This window comes from Brevibacillus sp. NRRL NRS-603 (assembly GCF_003013445.1).
In the GTDB taxonomy this organism is placed as follows: Bacteria; Bacillota; Bacilli; order Brevibacillales; family Brevibacillaceae; genus Brevibacillus; species Brevibacillus formosus.
The window spans coordinates 936296-949742 of the sequence record NZ_PXZN01000012.1 but is presented as its reverse complement, the minus strand read 5'-3'; the positions used below and the strand labels follow the sequence as shown (position 1 = coordinate 949742).

Here is a 13447-nt window from a genome sequence, read left to right as displayed (position 1 = left end):
GTGAAGATTCTCGTCCAGAAGTTCGGTGGTTCTTCCTTGACGACGGAGGATTGCCGGATGCGGGCAATCTACCATATGGAAAAAGCAATTGATGAGGGCTATGCCCTCGTCGTTGTCGTATCGGCGATGGGGCGCAAGGGTGATCCATATGCGACCGATACACTTTTGCAGTTGGTTCGAGCGAATGGGAACCAACTGCCAAGTAGAGAAATGGATATGCTGATGCATACCGGAGAAATTATCTCTGCTACAGTCATGTGCAGCATGTTGAATGCACGGGGAATTAAAGCTACGATTTTGACAGGCGGTCAGGCAAATATAGTGACGAGCGACGACTTTACGAATGCACAAATCATGTCGATCGATCCAAGTCGTATTTTGCAGGACTTGCAGGAAAACCAAGTTGTAATCGTTCCAGGATTTCAGGGACGTACAGCCGAGTGGGAAATTACGACACTGGGGCGGGGTGGAAGCGATACGACTGCAACCGCTCTCGGTGTCGCCTTGAAGGCTGAAACGGTGGATATTTTCACCGACGTGGAAGGCATCATGACGGCGGACCCGCGTATTGTTGAAGAAGCGCAGCGGCTCGGTATGGTGACCTACACGGAAATTTGCAACATGGCTCACCTGGGTGCAAAAGTTATTCATCCTAGAGCGGTGGAGATCGCGATGCACGCAAACGTGCCGATTCGTGTTCGCTCTACGTTTTCGGACGACCCCGGTACACTTGTTACGACTATGCTGGAGATCGGGAAATTAGGCTACACTGTAAACGACAGAGTCGTTATGGGAATCGCTCATGTACCGAACATTACTCAAATCAAGGTCGCGAACAAAGAAGGGTCTTACGATACACAGCTGCAAGTCTTCAAAACGATGGCAACCCATAACATCAGTGTAGATTTCATCAATGTGAACCCAATGGGTGTTGCTTACACGGTTCATGATGAAATGGGAGAAAAAGCTGCTCGTCTGTTAACGGAAATGGGATACGAGCCGCAGCTTTTGCCGCATTGTGCAAAAGTGTCCGTGATTGGTGCAGGGATGACGGGCGTGCCCGGCGTGATGGCGAGAATCGTGGAGGCACTTACACAAGAAGATATTCAAATTCTTCAATCGGCAGACTCTCATACAACCATCTGGGTACTCGTGCATGAAATGGATATGGTGAGGGCGGTTCGCGCACTTCATCAGCAGTTCAACCTGCATGTTCAACATATGTAAGAGCATATCCTGACTTTAAATACCTACTGATCACGATAAGAGGAGTTGGAGAGGTAGTGGCACGTTTTGGCCGACTGGTTACCGCTATGGTAACGCCTTTTAATGAGCAGCTGCAGGTCGATTACGATAAAACAGAGCGACTGATTGACCATTTGATTGCAAATGGCACAACTGGAATTGTATTGAGTGGTACCACGGGTGAATCACCGACTTTATCCCGTACGGAGAAACTCGATCTTTTCCGTCATGTGGTTTCCTACGCAAAAGGAAGATGCCACATCATTGCAGGAACAGGCAGCAATGATACAGCCTCCAGCATTGAGTTCACCCAAGCTGTACAATCCATTGGCGTGGACGCTGTCATGGTCGTTGCTCCTTATTACAGCAAGCCATCACAAGAAGGACTTTACGCACACTTCAAGGCATTATCGGAAGCGACCAAGCTCCCTGTGATGCTGTATAATGTGCCGGGAAGATCCGTGGTCAATATGACTGCCGAAACGATACTTCGTTTGGCTGAACTGCCTAATGTGGTATGCATCAAGGAAGCCTCCGGCAATTTGTCGCAGATGGCGCAAATCATTGAGCATGCCCCGGAAGGTTTTGAGCTGTACAGTGGCGATGATGGATTAACCTTGCCCATCCTGTCTATCGGGGGAGTGGGCATTGTCAGTGTGGCGAGTCACGTGGTTGGCCGCCCGATGACAGATATGATGGACGCCTATTTTGCCGGTAACTATACGGAGGCAGCAAGACTCCATCGCAAGCTGTTGCCGATTTTTGAAGGCCTGTTTGCTTACCCGAGCCCAGGACCAACCAAGGTTGCTTTAGAAAAGCTCGGTGTTCAAGTTGGGGGCGTTCGACTGCCTTTAGTCGAGCTAAACGAACAAGAAAAAGCATTTGTGCACTCCCTGCTTGTTTAACTCCATAGAAGATCAAGAGCCATTCCAGTCCGGGATGGCTCTTTTTCCTTGTGTTCATGATTTCACTTCGGGTATAATAAGAACAAGTGATTTGGGGCGGTTTTTTTGAGTGGACATGACAACTAAATATAGGAGGTTACACGTTTTGGCAAAGTCGAATCACTCTGTTCTCGTTTTCGCCCTGGGCGGAGTCGGCGAAATTGGGAAGAATATGTACGTGGTACAAAGCGGTGACGACATCGTAGTGATTGATGCCGGATTGAAGTTCCCAGAAGAGGAAATGCTGGGGATTGATATGGTTATTCCGGATATCACCTACTTGGAGGAACATCGCGACAAGGTTCGGGGTATTATTATTACGCATGGACACGAAGACCACATCGGCGGCCTCAGCTACGTGCTGAAGCATTTGAAAGTCCCGGTTTATGCGACAAAACTTACCCTTGGTTTGATTGATGCAAAGTTAAAAGAAGCGGGCATTCTAAACGAAACAAAACGCGTATTGATCAACAGCGACTCGGAAGTCGTTCTCGGAAAGATGAAGGCGACCTTTTTCCGCGTAAACCACAGCATCCCTGATTGTGTAGGAGTATGCCTGGATACGCCGGAAGGTTACATCGTTCATACAGGAGACTTCAAGTTCGATCAAACACCTGTCAACAATCAGGTAGCTGATCTGGCCAAAATGGCGATGATCGGTGACAGAGGCGTTTTGTGCTTGCTCTCTGACAGTACGAATGCAGAACGGCCTGGATTTACCGGATCGGAACGCTCAGTGGGCAAAGCACTCATGGATGTGTTCAGCAAAGCATCTGGACGAATAGTTGTTTCTACGTTTGCATCAAATGTTCACCGCATTCAACAAGTGGTGGACGCTGCAGCACAGTTCAACCGTAAATTGACGGTTGTCGGCCGGAGCATGCAAAATGTCATTACTATCAGCAGAGACTTAGGGTACTTGTTGGTCCCTGAGGGCTTGATTGTTGAGATCGATGAAATCAACAAATTGCCTGCTGAACAAGTCGTTATTTTATCAACTGGAAGCCAAGGAGAGCCTATGTCCGCGCTCACTCGGATGGCCCGATCCGCCCATCGGAAAATTGACATCCTTCCAGGGGATACCGTTATTATTGCAGCCACTCCCATTCCAGGGAACGAAAAATACGTGGCCCGTACGATCGATCAATTATCGCGCATTGGTGCAGATGTCATTTATGGTGGCCATGGACCTAACGGAACCGTCCACGTCTCCGGTCATGGTAGCCAAGAGGAATTGCGCCTGATGCTTAACCTAATGAAGCCTAAGTACTTTATTCCCGTTCACGGTGAATATCGTATGTTGAAAACACATGCCTTACTTGCTGAACAGGTTGGCATTCCTGAAGAAAACACATTCTTGCTGGATAACGGCGATACAGTTGAATTTTCAGGGGGCAAGGCCCGTTACGGTGGAAAAGTCCATGCTGGCAACGTTTTGATTGACGGCTTGGGTGTTGGTGATGTAGGAAACATCGTACTTAGAGATCGCAAATTGCTGTCACAAGATGGCATACTGGTAGTTGTCGTTACACTCAGCAAACAAAATGGCACGATTTTGTCAGGTCCAGACATCATTTCTCGCGGTTTCGTTTACGTTCGTGAATCCGAAGAGCTGCTGGATGAGGCAAATCGCATAGTGACCCAAACACTTGTCAAATGCATGGAAGAAAATGTGAATGAATGGTCTTCACTGAAAAATAACGTAAAAGAGTCATTAGGCCGTTATTTGTACGAGCAAACACGCAGACGTCCGATGATCTTGCCGATTATCATGGAAGTGTAGGATCACGATAAGAAAGCTGGAAATCCTTTAGAATAAGGGTTTCTGGCTTTTTTTGCCTTTGAGGGCGCATGATTTTTCTTCCCCTTATCCATACTACAGAGGAAAGTGAGGGAGGATCATCCATGTCGAATCAGCAATTTAGCGATTTTTTAAATAGGCCGCCGTTTGCAAACACAGCGGTAAATAGTAAGGAATCTCAGCCACAATCCCCAACGAATGATCAGGAGCCTGCTGCCTCGCCGCCATCAGAAGCACCTGCACAAGAAGATCCGAAGAAAAAACTGCTCGATTCCATTACCCAACTCGGTCAGACAAACGTCCCACAACTCGAAAGCAATATTTATTGTATGACTATCATTGGACAAGTAGAAGGGCATATCCAATTGCCCCCACAAAATAAGACGACCAAATACGAACACCTCATCCCTCAACTGGTTGCGGCAGAACAAAATAGTAAAATAGAGGGCGTGCTCGTTATTTTGAATACGGTTGGTGGGGACGTGGAAGCGGGCTTAGCAATTGCCGAAATGGTTTCCTCCTTGTCCAAACCGGTAGTCACACTCGTACTCGGTGGTGGTCATAGCATTGGTGTGCCAATTGCTGTAGCGGGTTCGTACTCGTTTATTGCAGAAACAGCCACGATGACGATTCACCCGATCCGTTTGACGGGTCTTGTGATTGGTGTACCCCAAACGTTTGAGTACTTGGACAAAATGCAGGATCGTGTAGTAAGCTTTATTGCCCGTCATTCCAAAGTATCAGAAGAAAAGTTCCGTGAGCTTATGACCCGAACCGGTGAATTGACACGAGACATTGGAACCAATGTGATTGGTGTAGATGCGGTAAAATATGGCTTAATTGATGAAGTCGGCGGTCTTGGTAGCGCGCTGAAAAAACTGAACGAACTGATCAAAGAGCGAAAAGGCGAGGAGAGTGTACTCCAATGATCTTATACTCCATCATTCCGATGGAAACCGTTTTTGAGAACATGGAGCAAGTGGAGAAACAAGAGCTGAAAGAGATTGCAGTGGGTCATGCCACGATGCTCATTGAGCAAACCGGACCGTTTGAAGGAAAAATCGTCAGGCTGATTAGTCCAGATCCGCAAGACTACCTGAAGGAGCAATACGCGCCCGGACAAAAAATTCAGTTTCAACCTGAGTGGCTCGCCTAAGAAGTCCTGTATTTCTATGAATTTCCTGTGTTATACTAGTAAAGTACGAACAGCAGCCGAACACGCGACGGCTGCCTTTTTTAACATTCGGTACATAACGAGTATAATGACGAGGAGGAGGCGTGCCTTTGAGTAGGAGAAAAAAAGAACGTTCACAAGCGGCATTGGCCTCAGTTGTCAAAATAGAACTGCTGGGACTTCTGATCATTGTGCTGTCCTTGATCGGGCTATTGGAGAGTGGATGGCTGGGCAAAAATGTACTGGCACTTCTATTTCGATTTATTGCGGGCTCATGGGATTTTATCATTCCTGTTCTGCTAATCGGTATGGCCATACATATGATGTTTACGAGAAAGTCACCGAAGCTTACTTACCGCATCTTAGGCATAGCGCTCATTGGTGTGGCGATTTTGACCTGGGACCACATGATTTTGTACAAACAAATTACCGCAGATGGAAAATTTGCAGAGCAAAGCATTATGAAAGTGACATGGGACAGAATTTGGCTTGATCATGGCCAGAAAGTGTCCACCACCGGGGTAGGCGGAGGAATGGTCGGTGCCCTGTTTTTTGCGGTGACAAATGGTCTTGTTGGAACAATTGGTACTGGTCTCGTGATCGTATTCCTCTTCCTTGTGGGACTGATGTTTCTGTTCAATCTTTCCTATGTAAACATTTTGATGTTTGCCAAGGACAAGCTCGCGTTGTTTTACGGAAAGGCGAAGCATACAGTGAAGGACTCTGTACAGCTTTTGCAGGAAGAGAGCGAGAAGCGAAAGAAAGAAGCAAAGGAAGCCGAAGAGGCTCGCAAGCAAAAGCAATCGGAGGCAGAGAGCGAGGCCATTGCTGTTACGGCGTTGAAAGAGCAAAAATCTTATCCACAGCCTTCTATTCAGGAGGAAGAAATCCAGCAACCGAACGCCCCATTAATTCGTGATTTTACAGATAGAATTGCGCTGGAAGAGGATGAGGAACCGATTGATCCTAGCCATCAAGCGAGAGCTGCACAACCAAAAACGAGTCAAGAAATTACGTTTGCGCTCGAAGGAGAAGAAGAAATCTTCGGTACAATAGATACCGGAGAAGAACAGAACACCATACCGTATGAGCTGCCAAGTCTGCAAATGCTCGCAAGGCCCAAAGCGAGTTCAACAGCTAAAGACGTCGATCATACCTCAAATGCGGCAAAATTAGTGCAGACACTGAAGAGCTTTGGCGTCAATGCAACTGTTTCCGAGGTACATCGCGGACCCGCTGTTACACGTTACGAAGTTCAGCCCGCTACAGGGGTAAAAGTAAGCAGGATTGTCAGCTTGACGGATGACCTTGCTTTGGCATTGGCAGCAAAAGATATCCGGATTGAGGCACCGATCCCAGGAAAATCAGCAATCGGTATTGAGGTTCCGAACTCGGAGGTAGCGGTTGTATCATTACGAGAAGTGTTGGAAGCTCCCGAGTATCAAGATGCGCCAGGGAAGCTTACCGTTGCTCTTGGCCGGGATATTTCCGGAGAGCCGATCGTAGCAGATTTGACCAAGATGCCTCATTTGCTCGTGGCCGGTGCGACGGGAAGCGGTAAATCAGTATGTATTAACGGATTGATCATGAGTATTTTGTTCAAGGCCAAGCCAGAAGAAGTCAAGCTGATGATGGTTGACCCGAAAATGGTGGAACTGAATGTGTACAACGGAATTCCGCATTTGTTAGCTCCAGTTGTTACTGACCCGAGAAGGGCTTCTGTTGCATTGAAAAAAGTCGTGGCCGAGATGGAACGGCGCTATAATTTGTTTGCCAAAACAGGAAGCCGCAATATTGAAATGTACAATGCACAAGTGGAAGGGGCGCCACTTCCCTATATCGTCGTCATCGTCGATGAGCTTGCGGACTTGATGATGGTAGCTCCCGGAGAAGTGGAGGATGCGATTTGTCGACTCGCGCAAATGGCTCGTGCTTCCGGGATTCATCTCATCATCGCGACCCAACGTCCTTCCGTAGATGTCATTACAGGTGTGATCAAGGCAAATATCCCATCCCGGATTGCCTTTGGGGTGTCTTCGATGGCTGACTCCAGAACGATTCTCGACATGGGAGGAGCAGAAAAGCTTCTAGGTAGAGGCGACATGCTTTCGCTTCCGATGGGGGCATCCAAGCCGACCCGTGTTCAAGGAGCCTTTGTATCCGACAAGGAAGTAGAAGAGGTCGTTCGTTTTGTAAAAGAACAGCAAGAGGTTCGCTACAATGAAGAGATGATCCCGGGTGACGTGCAAGAGGAACAGCAGCCAGTCGTGGATGATGAACTGTACGATCAAGCTGTCCAAATCGTTTCAGAAGCGCAGACGGCATCGGCATCCTTGCTGCAGCGTCGCCTCCGTGTTGGGTATACGCGAGCGGCGCGATTGATTGATATGATGGAAGCCCAAGGAGTAGTCGGCCCTTATGAGGGAAGCAAGCCTCGTGAGGTTCGTCTTCCACGTCCGTCGATAGAAAGTAATATTTCATAAAGAGAGACCTTGCCAGCATTTGTGGTGGCAGGGTCTTTTTTCCTATTTTAGGAGAAAAATCCCTGTCGAAATTAATCATTTTGCATTATTATTCATAAATATTTGGCTTGCATGATACCCGCCCCTCATGTAAAATTTCTAAGAGATTGACGGAAATTGTTGTTATTAAGTCTCATACGAATCAGAGGTCTGACGTCCTACCTGTTGGGATGGCTGAAGGACAGCAGGAGTGAATGATGATGAGCATCAAAGGGAATGTTCGATCACTGTTTCTCTTGGTAATGGACAAGATCAAGAGTGATATCGAAACCGGACTTCTTCGTCCTGGTGAACGCCTCCCTTCTGAAGCCGAACTATCCAAACAGCTTGGTGTAAGCAGGGCGACGCTTCGCGAGGCACTCCGACTTCTTGAGGAAGAGAAGATTGTCATTCGTAGACACGGTGTAGGTACCTTTATAAATTCAAAGCCTGTTTTTTCGGGCGGAATTGGGGAACTCTTTAGTGTGACGGATGCAATCGAGCGTCAAGGATATACGGCAGGAACCTTGATCCTGAAAACATCCTTTGGCGAATCTGCTGAAGAAGAGAGGAAGCGGCTAGCCTTAAATCCGGGTGAAGGCGTTCTCATAGTAGAGCGAATTCGAACGGCTGACGGTGAGCCTGTGGTTTATTGTGTGGACCGCATTCCTGCACATCTGGTGCCCGGGGGCTATGCGGCAAGTGGAGAGTCTATCTTCAAATGGCTGGAGAGCGTAACAGGGGTAAGGATCGCATACGCAGTAGCCGATATTGAACCCATGGGCTACAATGAAAAGGTTTCCAACCTGCTTCATTGCGATAAATCTGCTCCCATGCTCTTGCTCAAACAGATTCATTACGACGAAAGTGAAAAGCCAGTGCTATACTCCCATAATTACTTCAGAGCTGACAAAATTCACTTTCATGTCGTACGGAGACGGTTGTAACAGTGAGGGCAACCTCACTCAACAATTTCATCAACTAAAAACAGGGGGTAATCTCAGATGAAGAAAGTTCTATCCGTGCTTTCTGTGGCAACACTCAGCCTGTCGCTTGTTCTTGCTGGGTGCGGAAGCAAACCAGAAGCACAGCCTCAAGGCCAAACTGGTAGCAATGGAGGCGCTCCAGCCGCTAAAGCTATCAAAGTAGGTATGGTTACAGACGTTGGTGGTGTTAACGACAACTCCTTTAACCAGAGTGCTTGGGAAGGGCTGCAAAAACTCCAAACCGATATGAATCTCCCGAAAGAAAACGTAAACTATCTGCAATCAAAATCAGATGCTGACTATGTACCAAACCTGACTCAATTCGTAAAAGACGGTTGGGATCTGACTTGGGGTATCGGCTTCCTGATGGGTGACCACCTGAAAAAAGTAGCAAATGAAAACAAAGACGCAAAATTGGCGATCATCGACGCTGAAGTAGATGCTCCTAACGTAGCATCTGTACTCTTTAAAGAGCATGAAGGCTCCTTCCTTGCTGGGGTAGTTGCAGCGAAAATGACCAAAACGAAAAAGGTTGGATTCGTGGGTGGCGTTGACATCCCGGTAATCAAACGTTTTGATCTTGGTTTCGAAGCGGGCGTAAAAGCTGTAGATCCAAGCATTCAAGTAGTTAAAGTTTACACGGGTGCTTTTGACAAACCAGACATGGGTAAATCTACGGCTTCCTCCATGTACGGTCAAGGTGTGGACATCATCTTCCACGCTTCCGGCGGTACAGGCGACGGTGTGTTCAACGAAGCAAAAGACCGTAAAGCTAAAGGCGAGAACGTATGGGTAATCGGTGTTGACAAAGACCAATCCCTGACTTTCGGCGACGATGTAACATTGACTTCCATGGTAAAACGTGTTGACGAAGCAGTTATTCGTGTATCGAAAGACCTTTCTGAAGGTAAGTTCAAAGGCGGAGTACAATGGCTTGGACTGGCTGAAAACGGTGTAGGTCTGGCTGACACTTCCACGAAGAACGTTCCTGAAGACGTACTGAAGCAGGTTGAAGAATACAAGCAAAAAATCGTTAAAGGCGAAATCACAGTTCCTGACAAGTAAAAAGAAGGAAGCTGCAAACGGACAAGGCTGGTTCGAGCTACTGGCCTTGTCCTTTACCTTCACACTAGACCCGAAAAATGGGGTGAGCATGCATGAACTCGGTAAAAAAAGTGGTTGAAATGAGAGGGATCACAAAACGGTTCCCAGGCATTGTTGCGAATGACAGTATTACGCTGTCTGTAGGTAAAGGTGAAATTCATGCGCTGCTCGGAGAGAATGGCGCAGGCAAGTCCACACTCATGAATATCTTGTTCGGTCTATATCAGCCGGATGAAGGCGAAATTCTGATTAACGAGAAAGTTGTACAGATCACAAGTCCAAGGATTGCAAACGAACTTGGTATCGGAATGGTTCACCAACATTTTATGCTCGTAGAAACATTTACAGTCACGGAAAACATTGTGCTAGGAAATGAACCGAAAAACGGGTTGAAGATAGATATTCAAAGCGCTGAGAAAGCGGTAGAAAAACTGTCGAATCAATACGGGCTCAAAGTTGATCCGAGAGCTAAAATTCAGGATATCTCAGTAGGGATGCAGCAGCGTGTAGAGATTTTGAAAACGCTTTATCGCGGTGCCGACATCTTGATTTTTGATGAGCCTACGGCTGTATTGACGCCGCAGGAAATCCATGAACTTATCGAGATCATGCATAACTTGGTAAAAGAAGGTAAGACGATTATCCTGATCACACACAAGCTAAAAGAAATTATGGCTGTATGTGACGCGGTTACGATTATTCGTCGAGGAAAAGTCATTGACTCCGTATTGGTAAAAGATACGAATCCAGACGATTTGGCTGCGAAAATGGTTGGTCGTGAAGTAAACTTCCGCGTCGATAAAACGGAAGCAAAACCAAAAGAAACGATTCTTTCCGTAGAGAATTTGACTGCGATGGGTAACCGTGGAGTGAATGCGCTGAACAATCTCAGCTTAGAGGTTCGCGCTGGTGAAATTCTCGGAATTGCAGGAGTCGACGGAAATGGCCAAAGTGAGCTGATTGAAGTTCTAACTGGCTTGCGTAAAACAACAAGTGGGCGTGTCCTTCTTAATGGAAAAGAAATTACGAATCAAAGTCCGCGTAGCATCTCGGAATCAGGATTGTCGCACATTCCAGAAGACCGGCACAAACGAGGATTGGTTCTTGATTTCACCATGAGTGAAAATATGGTATTGGAAACGTACTTCCATCCAACGTTTTGCAAAAACGGTTTTCTTGATTATGGCGCCATTGACAAGCATGCGGCCAAGCTTATCGAAGAATTCGACGTTCGGACTCCAAGTATTTACACGCCAGCACGAGCGCTCTCGGGAGGAAACCAGCAGAAGGCTATTATTGCCCGCGAAGTGGACAAGAACCCGGATTTGCTGATTGCGGCTCAACCTACTCGTGGCTTGGACGTAGGGGCTATCGAGTTTATTCATCGCAGGCTGATTGATCAACGCGATCAGGGAAAAGCGGTTCTCTTGCTTTCCTTGGAGCTGGATGAGGTTATCAATGTGTCCGACCGGATTGCGGTTATTTATGAGGGAGCCATTGTGGGGATTGTAGATGCGAAATCGACAACGGAGCAAGAGCTCGGCTTGATGATGTCCGGCGGAAAAGTAATGCAAGGAGGGGGAAACGATGAATAAAGTCATTGCGGTCTTCACGAAAGAATCGTTTCTCGTTCCTGCCGTTGCGATCATTCTTGGTCTTTTGACCGGAGCAATCGCTATGCTGGCAGGTGGATTTAATCCAATCGATGCCTACACGGCTTTGATTAAAAAAGTATTTGGAAGCGCGTATAACTTTGGTGAAACGATTCGCCAAATTACGCCTTTGATCTTTACAGGTTTGGCTGTAGCGTTTGCTTTCCGTACCGGTCTCTTTAACATCGGGGCAGAAGGTCAATTTATCGTAGGGATGATTGCCTCTACTGTCGTAGGTGTTTCTTTTGACCTTCCAGCTATCATTCACGCTCCACTTGCTATCCTTGCTGGTGCTGTAGCTGGTGGTTTGTGGGGTGCCATTGCCGGTTATTTAAAAGCAGCACGTGGTGTCAATGAGGTTATTACCAGCATCATGTTGAACTGGGTAGCACTTTACTTTGCGAACTGGATCATGAATGCTTTCTTTATTCCAGCAGGCAAGCAAACATCGGAAGAGGTAAAGGATTCTGCGATTATTACCATCGGATGGCTCGCTGAAATGTTTGACAATGCTCGTTTGCACTGGGGTACACTGATTGCCGTACTCGCAGCTATTTTCTTCTATATCATCCTTTGGAAGACAAAATCTGGTTTTGAATTGCGTTCTGTTGGTTTGAACCCGCATGCTTCTGAGTATGCTGGTATGAACGTGAATCGCAATGTTGTTAAGGCCATGTTCATTGGCGGTATGTTTGCTGGGATTGGTGGAGCTACTGAGATTTTGGGCGTTTTCCACTATCAAGCGATTATGACGCAGCATACAGGCTATGGATTCGATGGAATCGCGGTAGCATTGATTGGTGGAAATACTCCATTCGGGGTTATCCTTGCTGCCATATTGTTTGGGGTTCTCACATTTGGAGCGAGCGGCATGCAGTTTAGTGCGGGTGTACCGTTTGAGTTGATTCGTGTCGTGATTGCTTCTGTTATTTTCTTCGTTGCTGCACATGGCATCGTGAAAATTTTCGTTAAGCCGATCTTGATGAAGAAAAAGGAAGGTGGAAACTGATGGATTGGGGATTAATTCTCAGCAACCTGGTTCATGATACCATCGTGTTTTCCACTGCCTTGATTTTTGCCGCATTGGGTGGATTGTACTCAGAGCGTTCTGGTGTCGTGAACATTGCGCTAGAAGGTATGATGATTATTGGTGCTTTTACCGGCGCAGTAATGACCTATGCTTTCCAAGATTCACTTGGTACTTGGGCGCCGTGGGTCGGATTTATTGCGGCAGGGATTGCCGGTTGTATTTTTGCACTCCCGCATGCCGTTGCTTCGGTTACATTTAAAGCGGACCAGACCGTTAGTGGTGTGGCCCTGAACTTCTTGGCAGCTGGACTTTCCATCTACCTGACCAAAATTATTTTCGACGGAGCAGGTCAGACAACAACATTGACTGCTGTGTTTAACAAATTCAGTATTCCTGGATTGAGTGAAATTCCGTATATCGGACATGCCATTTTTGAGGCGTATCCGACTAGCTTTCTAGCTTTCATTGCTGTTTTCGTTACGTGGTATGTTGTATTTAAGACACCATTCGGATTGCGCTTGCGTTCAGTTGGTGAGCATCCGCGTGCTGCTGATACAGTAGGGATCAATGTTAAGAGAATGCGCTACACGGCTGTTATGATCAGTGGTATGCTGGCTGCATTAGGTGGAGCTACCATTTCTTTGACGACAACCAGTAACTTCTCCCATAACACGGTTTCCGGACAAGGGTTTATCGCGATTGCGGCCTTGATCTTTGGTAAATGGCATCCAATGGGTGCAATGGGAGCAGCCTTGTTCTTCGGTGTCGCTCAAGCGATCAAGTCTTTGGTGCAAATCTTCGGATTGACCAATTACATTCCTACTGAATTTATCTTCATGCTTCCGTACGTACTGACGATTCTCGTGATGGCTGGTCTAGTTGGAAGATCCAGTGCTCCAGCGGCCCTGGGCAAACCTTACGATACGGGATCACGTTAATCATTCATTGACAAAATTTGGCGTCTAGAACCTGTCACTTTCCCTATGCGATAATTTTTGTGACTGCTTGCG

General features: G+C 47.0%; 11 protein-coding genes. All 11 read left to right on the top strand.

Translation table 11 applies throughout. The annotated features are described in order from the left end of the window. Positions 1-1227: an aspartate kinase gene (dapG, locus tag C7R94_RS11155; protein WP_047067811.1), complete on the top strand. Its 1227-nt coding sequence runs from the start codon at positions 1-3 to the stop codon at positions 1225-1227. 56 nt (positions 1228-1283) lie between these two features. Next, positions 1284-2150, top strand: coding sequence for a 4-hydroxy-tetrahydrodipicolinate synthase (gene dapA / locus C7R94_RS11150; protein WP_106780969.1), 867 nt, complete (start codon positions 1284-1286; stop codon positions 2148-2150). Between the two features lie 145 nt (positions 2151-2295). Continuing rightward, positions 2296-3972 carry a ribonuclease J gene (locus C7R94_RS11145; protein ID WP_047067807.1) on the top strand — a complete coding sequence of 559 codons (1677 nt, stop codon included), beginning with the start codon at positions 2296-2298 and terminating at the stop codon, positions 3970-3972. A 122-nt stretch (positions 3973-4094) separates the two neighbouring features. Then, a complete protein-coding gene (locus C7R94_RS11140; RefSeq protein WP_047067804.1) occupies positions 4095-4919 on the top strand; it encodes a ClpP family protease in 825 nt (274 codons plus the stop codon). Continuing rightward, positions 4916-5146, top strand: a complete 231-nt coding sequence (locus C7R94_RS11135; RefSeq protein ID WP_047067802.1) for a YlzJ-like family protein — start codon at positions 4916-4918, stop codon at positions 5144-5146. Before C7R94_RS11140 ends, C7R94_RS11135 begins: the two co-directional genes overlap by 4 nt. Before the next feature lie 122 nt (positions 5147-5268). Then, positions 5269-7647, top strand: coding sequence for an FtsK/SpoIIIE family DNA translocase (locus tag C7R94_RS11130; protein WP_106780967.1), 2379 nt, complete (start codon positions 5269-5271; stop codon positions 7645-7647). A 239-nt stretch (positions 7648-7886) separates the two neighbouring features. Continuing rightward, the gene (locus C7R94_RS11125) at positions 7887-8612 is read left to right on the top strand and encodes a GntR family transcriptional regulator (protein ID WP_017249274.1); all 726 of its coding nucleotides are present in this window, start codon (positions 7887-7889) and stop codon (positions 8610-8612) included. 57 nt (positions 8613-8669) lie between these two features. After that, positions 8670-9716: a BMP family lipoprotein gene (locus C7R94_RS11120; RefSeq protein WP_106780964.1), complete on the top strand. Its 1047-nt coding sequence runs from the start codon at positions 8670-8672 to the stop codon at positions 9714-9716. A 92-nt stretch (positions 9717-9808) separates the two neighbouring features. After that, positions 9809-11350 carry an ABC transporter ATP-binding protein gene (locus C7R94_RS11115; RefSeq protein ID WP_106780962.1) on the top strand — a complete coding sequence of 514 codons (1542 nt, stop codon included), beginning with the start codon at positions 9809-9811 and terminating at the stop codon, positions 11348-11350. Next, on the top strand, positions 11343-12416 hold the full coding sequence (locus C7R94_RS11110; protein ID WP_047067793.1) for an ABC transporter permease: 1074 nt from the start codon (positions 11343-11345) through the stop codon (positions 12414-12416). Before C7R94_RS11115 ends, C7R94_RS11110 begins: the two co-directional genes overlap by 8 nt. Next, entirely contained in the window at positions 12416-13375 is a 960-nt protein-coding gene (locus C7R94_RS11105) for an ABC transporter permease (RefSeq protein ID WP_106780960.1), read from the top strand. Before C7R94_RS11110 ends, C7R94_RS11105 begins: the two co-directional genes overlap by 1 nt. Positions 13376-13447 lie beyond the last annotated feature (72 nt).